Here is a 24106-nt window from a genome sequence, read left to right as displayed (position 1 = left end):
CACAATTCCTTCAGAAAAGTAGGCCTGCTAGAATGCCTATCGCGATGATGGAGGGAGAGTTTAATTTCGTGAACTGCAGCAGGCAGTAGCTGGCGATGATGGCTAGGAGGTTGAGGGCATTTGCCTCCATGGGGGCAAAGAGCAGGAAGGCTGCGGCGATAAGCATCCCGCTGCTGACGGCGTTTATCCCTTCCAGGGCGGCGCGCACGGGGCGGTATTTTTTCAACTGATCCCAGAAGCGAATGACGAAAAAGATGAGAAAGGTGCCGGGGAGGAAGATGCCGGCCGAGGCGACGAGGCCACCGAGGATAAGGCCACTTAGTCCATACTCTCTGCCTGAAAGGGCACCCACGTAGGCACTGATGCTGAAGGTGGGGCCTGGCATTCCTTGGGAGATGGCATAGCCGGTGAGAAATTCTTCGGAGCTCAGGTAGGCTTTAAATTCTACGAATTCGGTGAAGAGGTAGGGGACGAGGACTTGGCCTCCGCCAAAGATCAGGCTGCCGTTTCGGTAAAAGTTTTCGAATAAGAGGATAAAGGGATTACGTGTCAGCGCGCCGAGTAGAGCCGCACCCAGAAGTACTCCTCCCCAAAGGTAAAAGTTGGCCCACTGGATATGGAGCTTTTTATCGCCTTCTTCTTGAGGCTGTTTTTTGTAGTTAAGTGAAGTGATGATGCCTCCCGCTAGTAGCAGTGCTGGGAAGACAAAGGGGGAGTTATAAAAGAAGGAGAGGAAAGCAGAAAACATCATTAGGACGGCGCCAAGTGTGGTGTTTACCAGTTTAAAAATAGTTTTTTGGCCTGCGTAGAGGATGAAGCCGATGGCCATAGGTTGGATAAAGCGAGCGAAATTAAGGGCTCCGGGGGTATTGGCCTGTAAAAAGTCGATCAGATAGGCGGCACTGATCATCAGAATGCTGGCAGGAAGGATCCAAGTGATGAGTGCCAGATAGGCGAGTGAGGGACCTCCGAAGCGAAAGCCGATGGCAGAGATCAGTTGGGTAGAAGTAGGCCCCGGGAGAAGCTGGCACAGTGCGTACAACTCCCAGAGCTCTTTTTCTTTCAGATACTTGCGCTTATTGACGAGTAGGTCGACGGCCATGGCTAGGAAAGCCTGCGGTCCACCGAAGGCGGTCACGGAGAGTGTCAAAACATCCCTTAAATAGCGGTAGTACTGTAGCTGACGTGCCGTCATTTACTTGCGCAACCCCAGTTCGCGTAAACGCTCTTCGAGGAATTCACCTGCGGTAGCGTCTTCGAACTGTTTTGGGTTTTGTGCGTCCACACAGCTTTCTAGACAGGTGAGGTCCATTTCTGAACGTGGGTGCATAAAGAAAGGAATCGAGAAACGGCTGCTGTTCATCTGATCGCGTGGGGGATTTACCACCCGGTGGATCGTGGATTTTAGTTTTTTATTTGTTAGACGTTCGAGCATGTCTCCTACATTCACGACGATTTGGTCCGGAAGTGCTGTGATCGGGATCCATTTATTGTCTTTTCGAAGTACTTGAAGTCCATCAGCACTTGCGCCCATGAGGAGGGTGATGAGGTTGATGTCTCCATGTTCGGCAGCGCGTACGGCATCAGCAGGTACCTCGTCGGGGTTTTCGATCGGGAAATAGTGGATTTGGCGCAGAATGGAATTACCGTAGGCTACCTTATCTTCGAAGTAGTCTTCCGGAAGCGCTAAGTAAAGGGCGATAGCGCGTAGCATCTGCTTACCCGCTGCCTCCAGGGTGTGGAAAGTTTCCAGGGCGATCTCCTTAAATTCCGGCAGTTCTGCGGGGAATACATTTGCTGGGTACTCACTTTTAATCGGGTCGCTATCGGGGATGCGGTCGAGCTCTTGTCCTACGTGGAAAAACTCTTTCAGATCCCCTGTATTTCTGCCTTTGGCATGCTCCTTCCCCTTTCCTGTGTAGCCACGCTGGTAGCCGATTTCAGGATGTTCGTACTGCATTTTCACCTCATCATCTAGCGCGAAGAATTTTTTAATAGCGCTGTACAACTTGTCTTGGAGCTCTTGGTTGAGTCCATGGTTTTTTATCGCTACGAAGCCGATATTGTTGTAGGCTTGACCAAGTGCGGCCACGAAGGCTGCCTTTTTCGCGGCATCTCCTGAGGTGAAGTCTGCTAAATCCAAGGATGGGATTTCGTCGTAAAGAATTTCTGCCATAATAACGTGATATATAGACGCGCAATTTAAGACTTTTTCAGCATATTCTTGTGCACCTGTATCAGGTGTTCAACTTCTTCTTAAGGAGAATGTTTGCCACTTTTTTTTTCGTCTTCTTTTCGAAATGCGTTAAAAGCGATATATTACAGCTAAATCGATGGCACATGAAAAACACTTTGCTATTTCTGCTTGGGCTTTTAGTGTTTTCTACTTCTTGTGATTTTAAGAAAAAGGAGAGAAAGCGTGAGGAAAGTTATGTGTTTACACCTGAAGAGACGCAGGAGGCAGCCTTGGTGAATTTTTACTATTACGAGGAGGAGGCGGAGTATCCGGATGCTATCGTAGAGCTTTTTAGTCCGCTGGAGGAGCAAAACTTTGCGCCGGGGCGCGTTCCTTTCGAGTTTAATATCAAGAATTTCCCATTCGGTGAGGGCTTAAGTGGGTTTCAGCTGCAGCTCATTTTAAATGGGGGAGACCCGGTGGGCCACCGCATGCCTCTTTTCGGTCAGGACCTGCGCACGGGGACCTACCGCGCGGTGGGTTACCTGGTGGATGCGGAAGGTTTAGCACTGAAAGAGTATGGGAATTACGTGTTTCGAGATTTTACAGTAGGGGAGAGCAGGCCTTTTCCAGAAGCGGATGCCCCTTTTTTAGCGGTCAACTTGCCCCATGAGGGGATGCGGTTTGCGGCTGAATCAGAGGTGACGGTAGATTTTCTGGTGCTTAATGGGCAAGTAGGCGAGGAAGGGCTGCGGGTAAAAATTTCCTTAGACGAGACGTGTACTTACATCGCGGACGAGTTAAGTCCGGTACGTATTTCGGGTATTCCATCGGGGGAGCATGTGCTCCAGATTGCTTTGATCGACGCGGACGGACAGGTGGTGGAGGGGGCTTTTGGTTCCGTCACGAAGCGTATTGTGGTAGAATAAGGCAAGATTTTTTAGTAAACATGCTTATCTTTGTTTTTCATTTCTAAAGAAAAAAGCGAAGAGATTTATGTTAGTAGTAGCCACGATCCGTGAGGACTTTCAGGCAGTGTTAGCCGGCTTAGAAAAGCGTCATTTTCCCGATGCCGCCGCCACCTTAGAACGTGTGTTGGCGCTCGATAAGCAGCGTCGGGAGACACAGGTGCAGCGCGATGCTCTCCAGTCGGAGGCTAAAGCCAGTTCCAGGCAGATCGGTCAGCTCATGCAGTCAGGGCAGCGTGAGGAGGCGGAGAAGTTAAAGGCTCGGATGGGTGAAATTAAGCAGCAGGTGAAAGAGTTGGAAGAGGCCTTTGCGTCAGCAGAGCAAGCGCTTACAGCCTTATTATATACATTACCGAATGTGCCTCACTCAAGCGTTCCTGCCGGAAAAAGTGCGGAGCAAAATGAGGAGGTGTACCGACATGGGGACTTGCCTGATCTAGGGGATGACAAGGTGGCACACTGGGAGCTGATAAAGACCTATGATATCATAGATTTTGAACTGGGGACGAAGATCACTGGTGCTGGATTTCCGGTTTATAAAGGCAAAGGGGCACGTCTGCAGCGGGCTTTAATTAATTTTTTTCTCGATCAAGCTGCTGAGGCAGGTTATGGGGAGCTTCAGGTGCCTATTTTAGTGAATGAGGCCTCGGGTTACGGTACGGGGCAGCTACCTGATAAGGAAGGACAGATGTACGAGGCCACGGCAGATCAGCTTTACCTTATTCCGACGGCTGAGGTGCCGATAACGAATATTTTTCGAGATGTAATCCTAGAAAAAGGGCAGCTTCCGATACGGCAGGCGGGCTACACGCCTTGTTTTCGTCGGGAGGCGGGTAGCTGGGGAGCACATGTGCGGGGCCTGAATCGCTTGCATCAGTTTGACAAGGTGGAAATCGTACAAATTTGTGCGCCGGAGGACTCTTATGCTGCCCTGGAGCAGATGTCTGCACATGTGCAGGGGCTGCTGCAGCAGTTGGAGCTGCCCTACCGTGTGCTGCGCTTATGTGGCGGAGATATGGGCTTTACCTCTGCACTTACCTATGACATGGAGGTGTATTCTGCTGCGCAAGAGCGCTGGCTGGAGGTGAGCTCGGTCTCTAATTTTGAGACTTACCAAGCGAACAGGTTAAAGCTGCGCTACAGGGATTCGGAGAATACTATTGCGCTAGCGCACACCCTAAACGGAAGTGCGCTGGCACTGCCGCGAATCGTGGCAGCGCTGTTAGAAAATAATCAGACGACTGAAGGAATTAAAATCCCTGATGTTCTTGTTCCCTATACAGGTTTCCGACTGATAGAGAGGCCTTAAGAATAAAATAAATAGATCAGAAAAGTGAAAAAATGAAAGGAGTGCTGTGGTGCAGTCTGGCGGCTGGGTGGCTGCTGGTGGCATGTGATTCAGATGGGATGAGAAAAAATGTGGAGTTAGAATATCCGAAAACTAAGCGGGTGGATGTGCAGGATACCTACTACGGCACGGTGGTGTATGACCCCTATCGCTGGCTGGAAGATGATTATTCGGAGGAAACAAAGGAATGGGTGGAAGCCCAAAATGCGCTTACCTTTGGGTTTTTAGAGCAGCTTTCCGACCGGAAGGAAATCCAGCGCTATCTGGAGCAGGTATGGAATTACGAGAAAAAGACGGCGCCGAGCCGTCATGGGGACTACTTGTATTTTTTTAAAAATGATGGTTTGCAAAACCAGTCTGTCTTATACCGTAAGCCTGTGTCAGGCGGGACTGAGGAGGTCTTTTTGGACCCGAACACCTTATCGGAGGATGGCAGCACCTCGCTGGGCAGCATTGCGTTTACGGCAGATGGAAGCCTGATGGCTTATGCTGTTTCTGTGGCGGGCTCCGACTGGAGAGATATTTATGTAATGGATACGGAGACCCAGGAGCTGCTGCCGGATGTGATTCGGGACGCTAAGTTCACCGGGATCGCATGGAAGGGGAATGAGGGGTTCTTTTACAGCCGCTACAGTATGCCCGATGGAAGTAAGCTCAGCGCGAAAACCGATAATCATCAGTTATTCTATCACCGGCTCGGCACAGACACTGCCGCTGACGCGCTGATTTTCGGGCGTGCGGAAAATCCCCGTCGCTATGTGAATGCCTACATGACGGAGGATGAGCGCATGCTAGTGATTAGTGCCGCGAATACGACGACAGGAAATGCGCTTTACTATATGGATTTTGAAGAGCCTAATCCCGTGGTGCGTACCCTTGTGGAGGAGATCGATGAGTCGCACAGTGTGCTGATGCATAAGGACGGCTATCTTTACCTGTTAACCAATCACAAGGCACCGAATAATCGACTGGTAAGGGTTTCGCTTCGCGACAAAGGGAAGGCCTCCTGGCAAGATATTATTCCTGAGCGCCCCGAGGTTCTTTCTGTAAGCATGGGAGCGGGTAAATTTTTCGCGCAGTATCTTAAAGATGCTTTATCATACGTGGAGCAGGTAAGTTATAGCGGTACTATCGAGCGGGTGATCGAGCTTCCTGGAGTGGGGACTGCTAGTGGTTTTAGTGCAAAAGAAGACGCAGAACAGGTTTACTTTACGTATACCAATTATGTACAGCCGCCTACTGTTTTCGCCTATGATCCAGCAACAGGCGAGCGTACGCTGCATTTTATGCCGGAGGTGGCCTTTGATGCGAAGTTTTACGAAAGCAAGCAGGTCTTCTATACCTCAAAAGACGGGACTAAAATCCCGATGGTGATCACCCATAAGAAGGGCTTGCCGCTAGACGGCAACAATCCTACGATGCTGTATGGCTATGGAGGCTTTGGCGTCAGCCTGACCCCGAGTTTTAGCGTAGGGATTACAGCATGGCTCGCAAATGGTGGCGTTTATGCTGTTCCAAATATACGTGGAGGTGGTGAGTATGGGGACAACTGGCACTTAGCGGGCACGAAATTAAAGAAGCAAAACGTTTTTGATGATTTCATCGCTGCGGCGGAGTATCTTATCGAGGAAGGCTATACACGGCCAGAACGACTAGCACTGCGAGGCGGGAGTAATGGTGGCTTACTGGTAGGCGCGGTGATGACCCAGCGGCCGGATCTCATGCAGGTGGCACTACCAGCTGTGGGGGTATTAGACATGCTGCGTTATCATACTTTTACGGCAGGTGCTGGCTGGGCCTATGATTATGGGACGGTGGAAGATAGCGAAGAGATGTTTCGGTATCTAAAGGGCTATTCTCCTCTTCATCAGTTGGTTACAGGTAAGGAGTATCCAGCCACTTTAGTGACTACTGCCGACCATGATGATCGTGTGGTGCCAGCACATAGCTTTAAATTTGCAGCTACGCTGCAAGAGAAACATCAGGGAACAGCGCCTGTGCTCATTCGTGTCGAGACGAATGCGGGGCATGGTGCGGGGAAGCCTACGGCTAAAACCATCGCGGAGCTGGCAGATATCTATGCCTTTACCTTCGATCAGATGGGGGTACCGTTTAAGGTGAGAAAATGAATTAAAGGGGGGAGAAAGATGAGATTCTCCCCTTAATTAGGTGCTAAAATGTAGAAAATAGAGATGAAAAATCTAAGTATACAGTTCTGCAAGCTGCTGTTTTTTAGTGCTTTGCTGGTAGGGTTTCAGGGGAGGGCGCAGGAGGGGCCTGCTGTCTTTGAGCAGGAGGATATCCAAGAGGTGGAGCGGACGGTAAAACGTTATTTTGAAGGCTTGATGGAGCGTGATCGGGGCAAGCTGGAGCAGGCATTCAGTCCAGATGCGCGCTTGATCGGTTTTCGGGGTGACACGTATACGGTTACCCCATTCGAAACGTGGGCGGATGGAGTGGCCTCCGCGCCAAAGCGGGAAAATCTGGAGGCCTATGAGAATCGAGTTTCTGGGGTGGAGCTACATGGCAAAATGGCCTTAGCGCGTGCAGAATTATTTTGGCCCGAAATATACTATTATGATCTTCTTACACTGCTGAAAATAGAGGGTGAGTGGAAGATCGTGCATAAAAGCTGGCATGAGTTGGCACGGTAAGTAGGTCTTCAAGTCTAAGAGGGGGGCAGGTACTTGTCAGCAAAGATTTGGTGGTGTAAGTTAGGCTGTAGTCTCCGCCTCCTATAGCTTACGCAGTGGAAAGTAGAGGCGGGCGTCAAGGCCTTCTCCTGGGCGGCCTAGAAGTACTATTTTTCCTTTTAGACTCTCCACCAGCGCTTTTACCATATACAGGCCGAAGCCATCCTGACTGTTCGTGTGAAAGGTCTGGTACATGGTAAAAAGTTTGTTTTTTGATTTTTCTGTGTCTAAGCCAGTGCCATTGTCTTTCAACTGAATGCAGAGGTGACGTTCTTCTTTTATCACATCTATCTCGATATGTAAAGGGCGGGCCAACTCTCGGAACGCGATCGAATTTTTAACCAGTTCGGTAAAAATACTCATCAGGCTGTCGGTATCCCCTATGACGAGATGCGAGAAACTCGTTTCACTGATGGATAATGTGGCGCCGATAGCGCGTAGTTCGCTGTCGAAGTGCTGCTGTACAGAGTCCCATATTTTTTTTAAGTGTATGGGCTGGAGCTTATTAGCGTTCGCATTTATGCTGAGCAGTTCGTTAAGTTTCGAGATGGTGTTATTTAACTTAATGGAGGTGTCTCGTAAAAATCCAAGATAGGTATCCTTTTCTTCTGGTGCGTCCAGCATGGCATCGAGAATAAGTTCTAAGTTCGCCGCCTGGGAACGAATATGATGCGAGATGATATTTGCGAACCGTAGAAGTGCCTGGTTCTTTTCTTTAAGTGCTTCGGCGTACTCTTTTAATCGTGTCTCTGCTCTTCGCTTGTCGGTGTGGTTATGTAAAATCCACATGATGCTGCGGAGGCCATTTTCCGGACTTGTAGTTTCTATGGCAGTGGCTAAGAAGAATAAATCTTCTGTCTTTTCGCGTTTAAGGTAAAATTCTCCCTGCCATTGTCCTTCGTGAAGTAAAGTAGAAAGGTCAGAAAGTGATTTTCCATCTGGTTTCGTAAAGAGGTCTGCTAGGGAACGGTCGATTAAGGCCGCTTCAGGAAGTTGACTTAAGGATTGGAAATAAGGGTTTGCGGATAAGATTTTCCCTGAAGTGTCGGTTAAAATAAAGCAGATAGAGCGGTCTAAAAGCGCAAAGAGCTGCGATAGCTCCTGCGTTTTCTGTTGCAGTAGCTTATCCATCTGAGCCGACTTCGTGATATCCAATCCTGTGCATTGAATTTCGAAGCTGCCCTCTTCGGGGTCTTGGATGCAGACGAATTCCCAAATAAGTTCGCAGACAGTCCGATCTGCCGCATATTTTCGGGTTGTTACTTGAAAGGACTTGCCCGGCTGCCGCATACAATCTTGTACGACTCTGAATACCTTTTCATGGTCTTCGGGTAGCACATTGTCCATAGAGTTACTCCCCACCCCGACAGGCGAGCTGGAAGTATGAAATCGCTTTCGGTAGCTATCGTTCACGAAGGTATAATTTCCGATCATGTCCGTACGCACTACGAAGACTTTTTCTACTTGAAGGAAAGAGTTTAAGCGCGCATTCATTCTATTTACCTGTTGGAGTAGCGCCTTTTCTTTAGAAATGTCATAGTTGACACCTACTAAAATCGGTTCATTCTCTTCATAAGCCAGGCGACCGTATCCCTTAATGGTGATATAGGTGCCGCATTTTTTTCGTATGCGAAAGTCGATATCGTAGGCTATTTCACCTTCATAAGCTTTATTTACTGATTCGAGTACGAAGGAGCGGTCTTCTGGATGCACCGCGTCCAGAAAAAATTCGTAGCTCGGCTTAATTTCATTTTCTTCGTAGCCGAACAGGCGAAACATATTTTTATCCCAAATAAGTTTTTTAGAGATCCCATTCCATTCCCAAACTCCCTGGTTACTGACATCGCAGGCGATTTCAAGTCGGTGCTTGACCTTTGCCGCGGAAGCGGCTCCTTCCACCGCTGGTGAAAAGTGGAAGAGGTAGGCTAACTCCCCCTTTTGGGTATAAAAGGAAGATTTTATAAACTGAAAATGAAGGGGCGAAACGCCTTCACGATGTGCCACGTGATGTAGAGGTACCCCTTCTCGGCCTTCCTTGTTTGTTTTTTCCGTCAGCCTGTGGAGAAAATTATACAGTTCCTGGGAGTCTTCAGAAGGCTCTGTCTGGAGTATCGTCTGTAAAAAAGACACTGCCTTTTCTGAAAGTACATGCACATCAAGCTGCTTACTGGTAATAATAATAGCCTGAGGCCAAGACTGATAAGAAGAAAACTCCCTCATAAAAGGATACTGTGGTTCGGTGTCTTACAAAAGTACAATTTTTTGCAAGAGTGTCAGCACGTTGGGAGTTTTTATTTTGTCAAACCACAGCTTAACAACTTTATTAGCTCAGAAAAGTGAAAACGAAAAGATTATTTTATGATATCGACATTTCTAAAAGTGAAAAATAGAATAAAAAAGGGCTTAAACATGAAGTTTAAGCCCTCTGTGGTGAGCATGTCGTCACTTATCCATTCATGCTGACGAGGAATTCAGCATTGTCTTTCGTGCCACGCATTTTATTTAGTAGTAGCTCCATCGCCTCGGCAGAGGTCATGTCCGCCATGTGCTTACGCAATATCCAGATGCGCTGCAGCTCTTCTTTCTCCATTAAGAGATCTTCGCGACGTGTGCCGGAAGAAGGAACATCGATAGCAGGATAAACGCGCTTGTTGGCCAGCTTTCTATCCAGCGCTAACTCCATATTTCCAGTGCCTTTGAATTCTTCGAAGATTACCTCATCCATTTTAGAACCCGTCTCTACCAGCGCTGTGGCGATAATGGTTAGGGAGCCTCCATTTTCTACATTACGGGCTGCGCCAAAGAAGCGCTTCGGCTTATGTAGGGCGTTTGCGTCCACACCTCCCGAAAGGATTTTTCCTGAAGAAGGTACCACCGTGTTATAGGCACGAGCCAGTCGGGTGATAGAGTCTAATAAGATCACTACGTCATGTCCACACTCTACCATGCGCTTGGCTTTTTCTAAAACGATAGATGCCACCTTCACGTGACGGTCCGCCTGCTCATCGAAAGTGGAAGAGATCACTTCTGCCTTTACCGAACGTGCCATATCTGTCACTTCCTCCGGACGCTCATCGATAAGTAAAATCATCAGGTGCACCTCCGGGTGATTTTCAGAGATGGCGTTAGCGATCTGCTTGAGCAGCACCGTCTTCCCTGTCTTCGGCTGTGCCACGATCATCCCACGCTGTCCTTTTCCTATCGGAGCGAACAAGTCTAAAATACGATTCGAATAATTATCCGGGCGAGTGGTAAGATTTAACCTTTCCTGAGGGAAAAGTGGCGTCAGGTATTCGAAAGGGACACGATCACGAATTTCATCCGTCGTTTTACCGTTTACCGTCGTGACTTTTAAGAGAGCGAAATATTTTTCTCCTTCCTTCGGTGGGCGGATGCTTCCCTTTATATGATCTCCTGTTTTCAGTCCAAAAAGTTTTATCTGCGATGGAGATACGTAAATGTCATCAGGAGATGCGAGGTAATTGAAGTCTAGAGAGCGTAAGAACCCGTAACCCTCAGACATGATTTCGAGAACCCCTTCATTATGGATGATGCCGTCAAATTCCTTTGGCGACACGAAACTCTTTTTCTTGGGTGTTGGCTTATTTTCCTGCTGTGGAGCCTCTTCCGAAGCTTTCGCTTCTGCATGCTCGCGGAAGTTTTTTCGCTTGGGTAGCTCTACTTCTTCCTCACGAGCGCGAGGTTTCTCAGGTTCTGTCGCTGCTGCTATTTCCGATTCTTCTACTACCTTTTTTCGTGGGCGGATAAAACGCGGTTTCTCTTGCTCAGGGCGTTCTGCCGGCGCAGTAGACTTTTTATCTTCAGCCGCGGGTCGTGGGTCTGCTTTGGGAGCTGCTGCCACCTGTGGCTTAGACTCTTCTTTTCTTTCTTCCCGACGAGGCTCTCGTGCGGGCGTCTTGGCCTCCGTAGCTTCTTTTAAATCTTCTTCAGAAAAATTTTGACGCTTAAACTTGGACTCTCGTTTCGGGCGTGGGCGCTTTTCGATTTCTTCCTCCGCTTTTGGTGCCTGGACCTCTGCCGCAGGAGCCGGTGCCGCATCTGTGAGCACCTCCGCTTCCTCTTCTTTTAATTCAGCAGCGGCAGGTTTTTTCTTTGGAAGTGCCTGCTCTGGGGTGATGGCCTGCTGATCTAAAATCGCATAAATCAGGTCTTCTTTTTTGAGCGACTTATTCTTAACGCCCAGCTCTTCTGCGATTTCTTTTAGCTCAGATAGCAATCTGATCCTTAATTCTTCAATGTTATACATAAAAAACTTATGCGATTAATTGATGGTGTGATGATGTTGATAATGATGATGTTGAAAGTATAGGTAGCTGAATGAAAAAGATATTCAGTTCGATAGCTTCCGGGGAGAAAGCCTTTATAACTTATACTTTGCAATAATAGACTAAGTTCTTGACTTATACAAGTTTTAAACTCATTTAAGCCCGTAAGGTTCTTTATTTAATGAAAATAAAGTTTATTTCAACCCTTTCTTAGCAGGGGCTCTTGGATATCCCGTGTGCTTTGGGCCTCAGGCCCAAATGTGCCGCAAGATCGCGGGGCTCTTCCAAGGACGGCTATCTTCTAAATGCCGGTCGATGTACTGGATTAGCAGGTCGAAAAATAGGCGACGTAGTGAACTGGAAAGAAGGGGGAACTGCACAGGATCCACGTCCTCCGGATAGGCTAAAAGGCCGTTAAAAGCTTCATGGGCGGCGCTATTCAGTCCGAAGGCATATCTGTCTTCTCCTAGTTCCGCGAGCAGCTCCTCTAAATTTTCAGGTAGAAAACCGATTTCCTGACAGCAGTCCAGCAGCATCCTCAGCGGAAAGACGGTCGTAGGTACCAATCCCTGATCCATGCCGATCAGCTGCTGCCGTGCGCGCTGAAAGAGTGCTGCATGTGGATCTGCTTCCACTAAAATCCGACCGAGTAGTTCCGCACTAAACATCAGCAGACCGCTGGCCACCGGATCGAAGGGCAGTAGGCGATAGGGGTAGTGCAGGCTAATCTCCTTACAGCGATGCAGGTCGCGCCCCTCTTTGTCGTAGACCACCAGGTCCAACAGCGTCATCGGCTGAAAGTGCGCCAGCGTCACCCGCGCCTTTTTCGCTCGGACACCATTTACGATGTAGGCCTTCAGCCCGAGTTTTTCCGTGAAAATACGCACGATAAGGCTGGTATCCCCATAGTTGATGTAGCTCAGCACGATGCCTGGTGTAGTGATCAGCATGTTAATTGACCGTAAATCTTCCTATTAAACGCTCTGTACCCGTCGCGCTCCGCGCAAAGATCAGGTACACCCCCACCTGTAAAGCCTCTCCCGTGCTGTCTCGAGGTGGCCACACAACACGCCCCCCGCGCACCTCTGTACGAAAAAGCACCCGACCCGATAAGGTGCTCACCAGAACCTGGCTGCCGTTTTCTAGCCCCTCTATGGTCAGCTGCTCTCCCGCTGCAGGCCGAATAGGGTTTGGATACACCAGGATGTTTTCCATCGGAGAAAACGAGCCCGTAAACGGTGTGTTAAAACTGCTCAGATGCCCTTCCCCCTGAATAAAAAGCTCCCCAGAAACGGGCTCGTAGCTGAGACGTCGTAGGTCATTGGAGATGAGTGGGCTGTCCTCCTGTCGCCACTGCTGTCGTAGCCCACCGAAGCGGGGCTCGAAAGCAAATAATCCCGCATCCTGGGTTGCTACCCATAGGCTTCCGTCCGGTAAGGCCCGTATACTGCTCAGCAGATTGCCTTCTAAAATGGCGCGACCCTGAAGGCTGGGGCTTTGCCAGTTCGGCGTATCGGTCACACGGAGTGTAAATGCCCGCTCTAAAGCACGAATACCGTTTTGGCCTAACAGCCAAAGGGTCCCTTCTTCATCCAAGCAGAAGTCCATCAGCAAGCCAATGCCTAAATTGCCACCACTCACCAAGAGGTTCTGGCCTGTCTCCGGAAAGTAGATGCGAAGACGTGTAAAGGTTGCCCCTGCCGCTTCTAAGAAAAACCAAGGGCCTGCCTCTGTCTGAAGGGCTGTTCGAAGCAGCGGAGCGAGTCCTGGAATCTGGAGGTTGCGCAGCCGATTTTCTCCCACCGCAAGTAGCTGAAGGTGCACTGGGTTATCCAGTTCTTGAAAAACGGGCCAGCCGAGCTCCGCGGGTATGGCTGCCACTCGTGCGTTATCGGAGTCTGCGAAGCGTCGGCTTTGGATTGCTTCCTTTTCCGGCTCGATATCTAAAACCAAAACCCCTTCCGCACTGCCTGCTAGCCACTCTTTGCCGCTCGCGGCCACACCGATAAGGTCAGGAAAAGAGGAGGATTCCCTCTGCAGAGGGCTCCATTTTCCAGCCAGTAGAATATCGTCCCCTGCGCGCTCTTCACTCATAAAAGTAGCTCCCCTGGCATGAAAGGCTTTCGTCCTGTTCGTGCTGATGCCCTCTGGAAGAGAAAGTGGGACTCCTTGAAATTCGAGGCGATTCGGTAAAAGCAGCACGAGTTCCCTTTGGCCCAGGGGCCAAAAATCCCGTAATGGTTCCTGTGAACGCGCTACCTCTTCGAACGCTAGAGTGGATTCACTGAGCAGGTAAATGGCCTGTGCGCTGCGGAGATAGAGCTGATCCTCCACCCGCCGCATGTCCGCGAGAGGCTCTGGAAAAAAAAGGGCTTCCCAGGGGCTGTCAGGCCTTTTATGATAGAGAGATCCCCCTTCCATTAGGGCGATGATGTGTGCCTCCGCTTGAAGCTCTGCGCGAAGAAAGCGTTCTCCCGGCGGAGGGTCGAGGCGCGTCCAGGAGCGAAAGTCGCGCAGATTTTGGGCGCTATTTCCCAGTAAAAGGCTTTCCGGGTGGGTGAGTAGGTAGCGGCCCTCCCGGAGGCTGGCATGCTGGATGGGCAGGGCGCTACCTGCGGGACCGATGTTCAAGAAAGTTTCGCTGAGCAGTAAGCGGTCTAGATCGATCACGGCGAGCCCTTTTGACAGCCCCACCAAGGCGAAAGGAGCGTCTTGTGCCAAATTCAGGCTCTGGATTTCTGGGCGGGGGCTGGCGTTCGCGAGTGCCCCTAGGATGCGCTCCTGCTGCTGCCCTAAAAGGTGCAAGCGGCTATCTGGGTAGGCCAGAACCAGCAGCTCTTGGGCAGGGGCATAGACACTTCGGCTTAGGCGCTGATCGCGCAAGGCGTCCTGCTTGGTAAAGGTTTTCCATCGGTCTTCTCTCGGAAACGTAAGCAACAGGCTGTGTGGCCCCTGGACGAAAACACGCTGCTGATCGCCGGTTAGCTGAGCCCCTTCTAAATAGGCCAGATGATAGCGCCAGCCCGCGGCAGGGAGTTGGCTCTGGGCCTGACTGTCTCGGGGAGAAGCGAAGAGCAGTCCTAAAATTCCGATCAGGAGGATGTTAAGGGGTAAATCCCTCATAAAAGCATTTTCTACACCGTGCCTCATAGCTGTCTTTTTCTCCCAAAACGACCTTTTCCTTCGCCTCATTTAGGCGGTAGGAGTAGCTGGCCAGGTCCCCACATTTCATGCAGATGGCATGTACCTTCGTCACATACTCCGCCACGGCCAGCAGCTGCGGCATCGGCTCGAAAGGTCTTCCTTCGAAATCCATGTCTAGGCCCGCCATGATGACCCGCTTGCCCTGATTAGCCAGCCGGATCGCCACCTCGACGATGCCCGCGTCCAAAAACTGCACCTCATCGATACCGACCACGTCACAGCTGCCGGCCAGCAGCAAAATATCCTGTGCAAACTGGATGGGCGTGGAGCGGATAGCTGTTTCATTATGCGAGACCACATCATAGGCATGGTAGCGTGTGTCCAGCGCAGGCTTAAAGATTTCCACCTGCTGCCTGGCGATCAGGGCACGGTTTAGTCTACGGATAAGCTCCTCTGTTTTGCCGGAAAACATGGAACCACAAATGACCTCGATGTGTCCTTTTTTCTCTTTCCCAGCTCCTTTTCCTAAGGAAGTTTCGATGAACATGCTGTGTTAAAAACTATAATCCATGTGAGGGAATTTATTCACTTCGGCCACTCGGCAGACGACTTCACCCTCCATCAGTTGAGCTTGGCAAGTTAACCTTTCCTTCTCGGATAATCGGCCTTGCTGGCGAAAAAATTCTTCGCGCGGGCTTAATGGGCTCAGGTTTTGTAGGCCTGAAGTAACGATCATTTTGCAGGAGGTGCAGCGACCTTTTTTGCCGCAGGCATGCATCCAGTCGATACCTGCACCGTGTATCAGGCTAAGAACCGTCTGTCCCGGCTGGCTGGTTTCGAGCAGGGTATCGTAAAGATTTTCTATTCGTAACTTGGGCATTCAGTAGAGATTTTAATACCTTTAACACTTATAAGACTAGAGATAATGGAGCATAGCTATCTGGAGGGTTACGCCACCCGTTTTGCCAAAACAGTTTCCGACCGGTTTTTTGTTCAAAAAAAATACATCACCGGCCCTGACATCGTAACATTTTCGCCCAGCAGCCAGGTGAATTTTTTTATTTTGAAGAGCCTTTTCGAGCAGTGGGAAGAGGAGCTCGAGCAGCTGAAAGATAATCCCTATTTCGATTATCGGAATAATCAGGTGGATCAGGCGTTAAAGGAATTTGTAAACGTTCTCTCCCGGGCCATTAAGGTGGACCGCGAGCACTTCGAGCCCCTCGTGCGGAAGGCGGTGATGCTGACCCTTTTCCTGGCGGCGGATCCCTTACGTTTTTACCTCAGCGAGCTCAGTGAGCTGGAAGATGAGGAGGTGAATCCCTTTCTGAGGAAAAATTTAAAGTATTTTAAGTGGCATCAGGAGCTTATAGCCGGGGTGGTGGATCGAGCGGCCATTCCGCAGACACGGGAAGCGATTTCTGCGGCGATCCGCGCGAATTATGAGCGCCTACAGGAGGAATTGACTCCGCTCGATAGCCTGGTGGTGGCGCTGGATCAAGTGGAGCCCATCGATGTAGAGGCGCTTCAGCGAGAGTTTTTTATGGCTGAGGGCCAAAGCAGCAGTGAGGCAGAGCACCAGGAGACCTCTTCACCAGCGCCTGCGGATTCGGAGCCCGAAGTGGAGAAGGTAGTGAGCACGGTAGAGGCCCTTCAGGAAGAGAGCGTCGCTGGCGAGGCGGAGACACCGGCTGCTTCCCTGCCCTTACGCAGTTATTTGGACCCGATAGACCCCGCGCAAGCTTGGGAAGCCTGTGGGCAGCAGCTTTCCGGGGTAGTGAAACCCATTTCTCCTGGGGGGCTTTCGGCCTCTATCGGGGTAAATCAGCGCTACATGTTCGTGGGCAGCTTGTTTAAAGGTGACGGGCAAGCGTTAAATGCGGCCCTACACGCTCTGGATCGGCAGGAGGAGTGGGTGGATGCAGTCTGCATGCTTAATAGAGACTATATTCCACTGTATGATTGGCCGATTCCTTCTGATGAGGTAGATGAATTTATGCTTTTACTGTTTCGCCGCTTTTACCCGTAAGGGATGGCGAAAGAGTAGGATACACCCAGCACCTCGAAAGGTCTGGGTGTTTTTTTTGGGCCTAGCCCAATCCCCTCGACCACTTACATACCTCTAGGGCTGTTTAGCCTATTTTTCTTTTTTAAGGTAGGAGGGCTTGGTATCTTTCCCGACTACGTACTATTCGCTACTAAGATTCTACTGTATGACTTTACAATCCATTTTTCGTGTTTGTAGCCTGTTTATTGCCTTTTCTTGGCTTTCCACGCAGGCTCACGCGCAGCTCCCCAGCCCTGAAGAGCATTTTGGCTTCGGTATGGGTCAAGATTATCATTTGTCTACCTACAAACAGACAGCGGCCTATTTCCAGCGGCTGGCAGAGGCATCGCCCTTAGCACGCCTGGAGGCTATCGGCCAGACGGAAGAGGGGCGGACGCAGTACATGATGATCGTCACCTCAGAAGAAAATCACCGCAAATTAGAGCGCTACCGCGAGATCTCTGTGCAGCTAGCACGCGCTGAAAATCTTTCGGTGGAGGCCGCCCGCGAGCTGGCCGACGAAGGCAAGGCGATCGTGTGGATCGACGGTGGGCTCCACTCTACGGAGACGGTGGGTATCCATCAGCTGACCGAAACGATCTACCAGATGCTGACACGTCAGGATAAGGAAACCCAGCGTATTTTAGAAGAGGTGGTGATCTTATTCGTTCATGCGAATCCAGATGGGCACGATAAAATCGGGGAATGGTACATGCGCGAGGCTGAACCAGAGAAGCGCAGCTTGGGCAACCTTCCCGTGCTGTATCAAAAGTACATCGGACATGATAACAACCGAGACTTTTACATCCAGAACATGATTGAATCTCAGAACATGGGCCGCCTACTTTTCGTGGATTGGATTCCTCAGATCATGTATAATCATCACCAGCGTGGGCCGGTGGGCTCAGTGCTAGCAGGCCCTCCCTACCGCGACCCCTTTAATCATGTGTTTGATCCGATGATGGTTACGGGCATCGATGCGGTGGGCGCTGCCATGTATAACAGGCTTAATGCTGAAAATAAGCCAGGCTTTACACGGATGAAAGGCTCCACCTTCTCCACCTGGTATAATGGAGGCCTACGTACCACCACTCATTACCATAATATTATCGGGATTCTCACGGAAATTATCGGTGGCCCTAACCCGGAAAGTATTCCTGTGGTACCCGACCGTCTCGTCCCAGATGGCAATACCCCTTTTCCTGTGATGCCCCAAGAAACCTGGCATTTTCAGCAGTCGATCGACTATTCCGTTTCGATGAACTTCGCAGTTTTAGATTATGCCGCCCGAAATCGCGACCATGTGCTGATGAATATGTACCATATGGGAAGTGGATCGATCCGCCGCGGCAGCCAAGACTACTGGACGCCTTACCCTTCTAAGGCGGAAGCCATTAAGGAAGCATATGCAAAGGATAATCCCAATGGCCGAAACCGGGGAATCGTACCCGACCGTTATTTTAAGGAGGTATTCGAGACGCCTGACAACAGGGACCCGCGGGCCTTTGTGCTTCGAGCGGACCAAGAAGATCCGGGGCGCTTAGTACACTTTATAAATGCCCTCGTGAAAACAGGTATTCGCATCGAAAAGGCGACTGCCCCCTTTTCTGTAGGCGGAACATCTTATCCGGCAGGCTCTTATGTGGTGCAGACCGATCAGGCTTTCCGTCCGCATGTTTTGGATATGTTCGAGCCGCAGGATTATCCGAATGATTTCCTCTACCCAGGTGGCCCTCCCGTACGTCCTTATGATGCAGCGGGCTGGACCCTTGCGTACCAGATGGGGGTAGAGGTGGACCGCTACTTAATGCCCGTCTCAGGGCCCTTTCAGACACTGCCCTATGGCGCTTTAGAACGTGTTCAGGCAGGTACTTTGGGCAGCGCCACACAGGGCTACTTAATCGATGCCCGTCAGAACGATGCCTTCATTTTAGCGAATCGACTGTTGGCAGCCGGCCAGCGCGTTTTCCGCGCGGAAAAAGCTGTGGAAGGCCTTCCTGCGGGCGCTTTCTATGTGGAGGCGACGGCTGGCGCCAAAGTCCAAGAAATCCACCAGGACCTCGGCCTACGAATTCAAGAAGCGAAAAAACGTCCTGATGGCTTAAAAGAAATTCGTCCCTCTAAAATCGCGCTATACGATTACTATGGCGGCTCCATGCCGAGCGGTTGGGTGCGCTGGATGCTGGAGCAGTATGATTTTGAGTTTCAACTTATCTTCGCCGATGAGATCAATAAGGGTAACTTAAACCGCAAGTATGAAACCATACTCTTCGTGGGCCCCGGTATTCCTGGACAGGGAGGAAGCAGTTTCAGCCGAAATATCGATAAGACCAAGATCCCGGAAGCCTACCAGCACATGATTGGGAATTTCACCTTGGAGGAGTCTGTCCCCCAGCTGAAGCGTTTTGCAGAAGCCGGCGGTCGACTGATTACGATTGGGGCGGCGACGAGTCTGGCCTACCATTTAGAGCTGCCGGTGCGAAATGCGCTGACAGAAAGAGCCCGTGATGGCAGGGAAATCCCTTTATCGGGTGAAAAGTACTTTGTGCCCGGATCCGTGCTGCGGATGCGCGTGGCTTCCGCTCATCCGGCTACTTATGGCTTAGGTCAAGAGGTAGATGTACTTTTTAATAATAGCCCCGTTTTCCGTTTTGCGCCGGAGGCGAAACTGGACGGCCTCGAGGTGCTCGGCTGGTTCGATACGGAGGCGCCGCTGCGGAGTGGATGGGCCTGGGGCCAAAATTACCTCAAGGATGGTGTGACGGCTTTTCGTGCACCCATGGGCAAGGGCAGCTTTTATGCTTTCGGGCCTGAAATTACCTATCGTGCACAGTCCCATGGCACCTTTAAGCTGCTGTTTAATCAGCTGTATAAAGAGTAAGGAATAGCGATCCCGGCAGTATTGCCTGCTACGACCCTCCACTGAATAGCCTTATGCGCTGCCAAGTGGAGGGTTTTTTTTGCGCCTCTGCAGCCAGATAGAGCGGGAAGTATTTTGTCAAAGAAACGTTTATACCCGACTAAGGACTTGGATGCGTGTAGTGTCCAGCTTGAGGAAGATAAAGAGGAGGATAGTAAATGCCCATAGGGAGGAACCTCCATAGCTAATGAAAGGCAGCGGGATGCCTACCACAGGAAAGAGGCCGATGGTCATGGCGATATTTATGACGAAGTGGAAGAGAAAAATGGAGATGACACAGTAGCCATAGACGCGGGAGAAGCGGTTTTTTTGGCGTTCCGCCAAAAAGATGAGCCGCAGAAGCAGGGTACAGAAGAGCGCGATGATAAGCGTACTTCCCACCCAGCCGAACTCTTCGCCCAGGGTGCAAAAGATAAAGTCTGTATGCTGTTCTGGCACGAAGTCGAACTTGGTCTGAGTGCCTTGGAGGTAGCCTTTTCCCCAGAGGCCACCCGATCCGATGGCGATTTTCGACTGGGTGACGTTCCAGCCTACACCGAGGGGGTCCAGGTCGGGATTAAAGAGCACCATGATGCGATTTTGCTGGTGCTGGGGTAGTTTTTCGACCACATAATCGAGGGAATAGGCATAGGCGATGGAGCCGATGCAGAGAAGGGAAAGCGCCAGGCCGCGCTGCCAAGTTTTTTTTCCCAGGAAGTACAGCAGCAGGGTGAAGGCGATAATCCCCCCGACGAGGAAGAGGTTATTTTCGATACCCAGGGCCAGTAAGCTGAGGGCGATGAGGGCAAAGGTAAAGACATACAGATTAGCGGGCATACCCTCTCGATAAAACATGATAAAGAAGGCGAAGTATACCATCGCGGTACCTGTGTCGGGTTGCAGCATGATCAGGGTGATGGGCAGCAGGATAACGCCGATGACTTGCAGCTGATGCTTGCGCTTGCTAAGGTCGAAGCTTGGTAGTTCCATGACCTTGGCCAGCACCAGTGCAGTAGTGAATTTAGCGAACTCTGAGGGCTGAATTCGCAGCGAGCCGAAGCCGATCGTTAGGGTTTGGCCATTTACTTCTTTCCCGATAAAGGGCGTGACAGCTAGCAGCACGAGAAAAATAAAAAACAGGGGCCAGGCGAGGTTCTCAAACAGCCTGTAGTCGGCCACCATGATGAGCAGGACGAGGATGACGGCGATGCCGATGCGCACAAGCTGCTGCCCTGAGTTGATGGACAAGTCGAAAATGCTTTTAGGAACCTGTTCATCATACACAGCGGCGTAGATGTTAAACCAGCCGATGGTAATAAGTGCGAGATAGATCAGCACGGTAATCCAGTCGAGTTTTTGTAAGATAAGGCCGTCTCTTCTCATGGCATTACAGGTTAAAGTCGCCTCTGAGGACATATTCCTCTAAATTCGGGCGTGTGATGTGTCCGCGCAGGTATTTTTCGATTAGGAGGCTGGCGGTACTCGCTGCTGCACGGCCTCCCCAGCCAGCATTTTCAACATACACCGCGATAGCGATTTTCGGGTCATCTTTCGGTGCGAAGGCGATAAAGACGGAATGATCTTCCCCTTGGCGGTTTTGGGCCGTACCTGTTTTTCCAGCAATTTCGATATCGGGAATCGCCGCACGGCCTGCTGTTCCATAGATGGCGGCAGCCATGGCATCCTGAACGAGATCGAAGTGTTTTTCATCGATGCCGACGAAGCGCTTCTCCCGAAATTGGGCGGGGATAGCTTCCGGGTCTCCATCTACTGCTTTTACCAGGTGTGGGGTATAGAAATAGCCTTTATTCGCGAAGATAGCTGCCAGGTTTGCCATTTGAAGGGGGGTGACGAGGATTTCTCCTTGTCCGATGCTTAGGGAGTAGATGGTCGAGTAACGCCAGCGAGCCTCCCCATAGACCTTATCGTAGTAGCCAGAGGTAGGGATTTGTCCTCCTTTTTCGTTATAGAGATCGATACCTAAGGTTTGGCCCAGGCCAAATTTCATCGCTGCTTCTCGCCAGATGTCCAGGCCTAGCGCGGTATCCTTAAACGTATTTTTAGAGAGCTCCTGATTGATCATAATCCGGAAGGTCTGGTGATAGTAAGGATTACAGGAATAGCGAATGGCTCCGAAGGCATTTACAGGATTCGGGTGGGCGTGGCAGGCGACCAGGGAGCGGTTGCAGGCATAGGTTGCATTCGGATTAATGACGCCCATCTGCATGCCGATGAGGGTCTGCACCACTTTAAAGATGGATCCAGGGGGGTAGGTGGCCATAATAGGCCGGTTGAAGAGCGGTTTACTTTCGTCGCGGCTGAGCTGCAGGTAATTTGTGCCGAACTGTGCGCCTGTGAGGGCATTCGGATCATAGCTTGGGGCGCTAATCATGGTGAGCACCTCTCCTGTTTTCGGCTCTATGGCTACGATTGAGCCTCTTTTCCCTTGCATGAGGAACTCGCCGTAAGCCTGAAGCTCTACATCGATGCTGGAGGTTAAATTTTTCCCTGCTACGGACGCTGTGTCCAGTTCTCCATTTTTATAAGCGCCTTTTTCGATTCCGCGGACATTTACCATGGTGTATTTTACCCCTTTTTCGCCACGAAGTGTATGTTCATAATAGCGTTCTAATCCACTTAGGCCCAGATAATCTCCTTGTCTGTAGTAGCGGCTGCTATCCCGCTCCAGCTGTGGCCCAGAAATTTCACCGATGTAGCCAAGAGCCGAGGCGCCTACGGGTCGCGGGTAGGCCCGAACGGAGCGGGTTAAAATCATCAAGCCAGGATAGTCGATGAGGTAATCCTGAATGCGTGCAAATTCCTCTGTGGAAAGTTGTTTTTTAAGCGGAGAGGGCTTCACCCAGGAGTAAGCGCGCGCTTTGGCATAGGCCTCCTGAAGTGTTTCCTTTTCTAGATCGAAGAGCTGTAAAAAGCGTGCAGTATCCTTTACGTGAAACTCTTTCGGGATGAGCATCAAGTCGAATACAGGGTTGTTATAGACCAGCAGCTCATTGTTGCGGTCATACACCAGCCCACGATAGGGGTGGTCTACGATACGTTGAATCGCATTTCGTTCTGCGCGTTTCGAGAAGCTATCGTCGATGATTTGTAGGTAAAATAGGCGAAAAACCAGCACCAGGGCGATGCTAAGGATGATACTGGCTAATATGAGGGGGCGTCGGTCGTTCATAGTAGCTTAAAGCGCACGTTTTTTTGAGTAAAACAGCAGCTGCACCACTAGGCTAGCCCCTAGCGCCAGGAGCAGACTACTTCCGGTTTTAAGTGCCATCAGTCCCCAGTTTCCGAGTCCAAGACTATCTAAACCGAAGAAGATCAGGTGATGTAGCAGCAGAAGCGGTGTAGCATAGAGGATAAACCAGCCTACTCCCATATTTAGGGCATGAGGCCTTTCTATATCGGCATATCCTCCGGTCGGGGTTAAGGCTTCCAGCCAAAGATTGCGCGCAAGCGCTAAAGTGAGTAGCGCTGCTGTATGCATGCCTCCTGTATCATAAAAAGCATCGAGCAGTAAACCATACAGGAAGGAGATAAGCAGTAAAGAAAGTGATTTACGCCGGATGGGAAGAAGTAAGATAAAAAGGGGGTATAGCAGCAGGAAGGCATAACCGAACAGGACTAGCTGCTTCAGGAAAATAACCTGCACTACTAGGAAGAGAAGTCCATGACCGATTTCACGTAAAAATGAGTTAAAAGGCATCGTCGATTTGGGCAGCTTCGTGTAATTCGTTTAATTCTTCCTTGTTGGTATGGTTCACTACGTAGACATAATTAAGGCTGGAAAAATTAACTTCCAAGTCGATAGTGATATCGAGGTAGTTGCTATTACCGGAGGCCGTTTCCACCTTACTCACTTTTCCTACCGGTATTCCGGGTGGAAAAATGGTGTTAAAGCCCGAGGTGAGGATTCGGTCACCGACTTCTACCTCTACGTGCCGGGGCACAAAGTCTAATTTCGCTTGTTTCGGGTTTTGTCCGTCCCAGTTGACAGAACCGAGCACTCCACTAGAGGCTATAACGGCGGAAAGCTTGGTTTCTGTATGCAGGATAGAGAAACCTACTGCATAATTTGTGCTAACGGAGCGAATTCTGCCGATGGCACCTTCTTCATTAAAAACCCCCATACCTTCTTGAATCCCGTCCTTACTTCCTTTATTTAAAGTGAAATAGTTGCGGTTCAGGTGGATGCTGTTTCGAATGATTTTGGCTCCGAAGTAGGCGTATTCCTGCTGTATACTGTCCAGCGGTATGTAGACGCTATCTACGCCCTGCTGGTACAGGGCCAGTTCACGGAGCAGTTTCGTGTTTTTTTCTAGAAGGCCCGCATTAATTTGGCGAAGTGCAAAATACTCTCGGATCGTGTTCTGTGTATCTAGAATTCCGCCTACCCACTTATTTGCGCTATTTAAGGCTGTGCTACCCTGCTGCGGCTGTTTAGAGAACAGCAGCGACAGGGCGATCACCTGAAGGAAAACGAAAAGTAGGAAGGCACGTGTTTTATAGAGAAACAGAAATATTTTTCGCATGCGT

General features: G+C 50.3%; 18 protein-coding genes. 6 read left to right on the top strand and 12 right to left on the bottom strand.

Annotation, left to right across the window (positions count from 1 at the left end; translation table 11 throughout):
* Window positions 1-10: 10 nt before the first annotated feature.
* Both chrA and ACXIT9_RS12785 read right to left on the bottom strand, forming a co-directional pair.
* A complete protein-coding gene (gene chrA / locus ACXIT9_RS12790) occupies window positions 11-1195 on the bottom strand; it encodes a chromate efflux transporter (RefSeq protein ID WP_458056633.1) in 1185 nt (394 codons plus the stop codon).
* Entirely contained in the window at window positions 1196-2176 is a 981-nt protein-coding gene (locus tag ACXIT9_RS12785; RefSeq protein WP_458056632.1) for an isopenicillin N synthase family dioxygenase, read from the bottom strand.
* Window positions 2177-2340: 164 nt separating this feature from the next.
* Between ACXIT9_RS12785 and ACXIT9_RS12780 the strand changes: the two genes are divergently transcribed.
* From ACXIT9_RS12780 to ACXIT9_RS12765, 4 genes are all read left to right on the top strand, one after another.
* Window positions 2341-3105, top strand: coding sequence for a hypothetical protein (locus ACXIT9_RS12780; protein ID WP_458056631.1), 765 nt, complete (start codon window positions 2341-2343; stop codon window positions 3103-3105).
* Window positions 3106-3172: 67 nt separating this feature from the next.
* Window positions 3173-4453, top strand: a complete 1281-nt coding sequence (gene serS / locus ACXIT9_RS12775; RefSeq protein ID WP_458056630.1) for a serine--tRNA ligase — start codon at window positions 3173-3175, stop codon at window positions 4451-4453.
* 32 nt (window positions 4454-4485) lie between these two features.
* Window positions 4486-6621: a prolyl oligopeptidase family serine peptidase gene (locus ACXIT9_RS12770; RefSeq protein ID WP_458056629.1), complete on the top strand. Its 2136-nt coding sequence runs from the start codon at window positions 4486-4488 to the stop codon at window positions 6619-6621.
* Between the two features lie 63 nt (window positions 6622-6684).
* Window positions 6685-7146, top strand: coding sequence for a nuclear transport factor 2 family protein (locus ACXIT9_RS12765; protein ID WP_458056628.1), 462 nt, complete (start codon window positions 6685-6687; stop codon window positions 7144-7146).
* 81 nt (window positions 7147-7227) lie between these two features.
* On the opposite strand, the gene ACXIT9_RS12760 is transcribed toward ACXIT9_RS12765, so the two are convergent.
* The 6 genes from ACXIT9_RS12760 to ACXIT9_RS12735 form a co-directional block, all read right to left on the bottom strand.
* The gene (locus ACXIT9_RS12760) at window positions 7228-9405 is read right to left on the bottom strand and encodes a PAS domain-containing protein (protein WP_458056627.1); all 2178 of its coding nucleotides are present in this window, start codon (window positions 9403-9405) and stop codon (window positions 7228-7230) included.
* A 226-nt stretch (window positions 9406-9631) separates the two neighbouring features.
* A complete protein-coding gene (gene rho, locus ACXIT9_RS12755; RefSeq protein WP_458056626.1) occupies window positions 9632-11452 on the bottom strand; it encodes a transcription termination factor Rho in 1821 nt (606 codons plus the stop codon).
* Window positions 11453-11719: 267 nt separating this feature from the next.
* Window positions 11720-12421, bottom strand: coding sequence for a DNA repair protein RecO (gene recO / locus ACXIT9_RS12750; protein WP_458056625.1), 702 nt, complete (start codon window positions 12419-12421; stop codon window positions 11720-11722).
* A 1-nt stretch (window position 12422) separates the two neighbouring features.
* On the bottom strand, window positions 12423-14594 hold the full coding sequence (locus ACXIT9_RS12745) for a PorZ beta-propeller-like domain-containing protein (RefSeq protein WP_458056624.1): 2172 nt from the start codon (window positions 14592-14594) through the stop codon (window positions 12423-12425).
* Window positions 14575-15162, bottom strand: coding sequence for a thymidine kinase (locus ACXIT9_RS12740; RefSeq protein ID WP_458056623.1), 588 nt, complete (start codon window positions 15160-15162; stop codon window positions 14575-14577). The genes ACXIT9_RS12745 and ACXIT9_RS12740 overlap by 20 nt, the downstream gene beginning before the upstream one ends.
* A gap of 6 nt (window positions 15163-15168) precedes the next feature.
* On the bottom strand, window positions 15169-15495 hold the full coding sequence (locus ACXIT9_RS12735) for a 2Fe-2S iron-sulfur cluster binding domain-containing protein (protein ID WP_458056622.1): 327 nt from the start codon (window positions 15493-15495) through the stop codon (window positions 15169-15171).
* A gap of 45 nt (window positions 15496-15540) precedes the next feature.
* On the opposite strand from ACXIT9_RS12735, the gene ACXIT9_RS12730 reads away from it, so the two are divergent.
* Window positions 15541-16641 (top strand): hypothetical protein, encoded by a 1101-nt coding sequence (locus ACXIT9_RS12730; RefSeq protein ID WP_458056621.1) that lies wholly within the window; start codon window positions 15541-15543, stop codon window positions 16639-16641.
* Window positions 16642-16825: 184 nt separating this feature from the next.
* Complete coding sequence (locus ACXIT9_RS12725) at window positions 16826-19540, top strand: M14 family metallopeptidase (protein ID WP_458056620.1); 2715 nt, start codon at window positions 16826-16828, stop codon at window positions 19538-19540.
* A 129-nt stretch (window positions 19541-19669) separates the two neighbouring features.
* Here the strand turns inward: ACXIT9_RS12725 and rodA are convergent, their stop codons facing one another.
* Genes rodA through mreC form a run of 4 tightly spaced genes read right to left on the bottom strand, consistent with a single transcriptional unit; the run spans window position 19670 to window position 24102 of the window.
* A complete protein-coding gene (gene rodA / locus ACXIT9_RS12720) occupies window positions 19670-20941 on the bottom strand; it encodes a rod shape-determining protein RodA (RefSeq protein WP_458056619.1) in 1272 nt (423 codons plus the stop codon).
* A gap of 4 nt (window positions 20942-20945) precedes the next feature.
* Window positions 20946-22748: a penicillin-binding protein 2 gene (gene mrdA / locus ACXIT9_RS12715; RefSeq protein WP_458056618.1), complete on the bottom strand. Its 1803-nt coding sequence runs from the start codon at window positions 22746-22748 to the stop codon at window positions 20946-20948.
* Window positions 22749-22754: 6 nt separating this feature from the next.
* Entirely contained in the window at window positions 22755-23276 is a 522-nt protein-coding gene (locus ACXIT9_RS12710; RefSeq protein WP_458056617.1) for a rod shape-determining protein MreD, read from the bottom strand.
* The gene (mreC, locus tag ACXIT9_RS12705; protein WP_458056616.1) at window positions 23266-24102 is read right to left on the bottom strand and encodes a rod shape-determining protein MreC; all 837 of its coding nucleotides are present in this window, start codon (window positions 24100-24102) and stop codon (window positions 23266-23268) included. Before mreC ends, ACXIT9_RS12710 begins: the two co-directional genes overlap by 11 nt.
* Window positions 24103-24106 lie beyond the last annotated feature (4 nt).

The organism is Nitritalea sp. (assembly GCF_054166705.1).
This window is presented reverse-complemented; position numbering and strand designations above follow the sequence as displayed.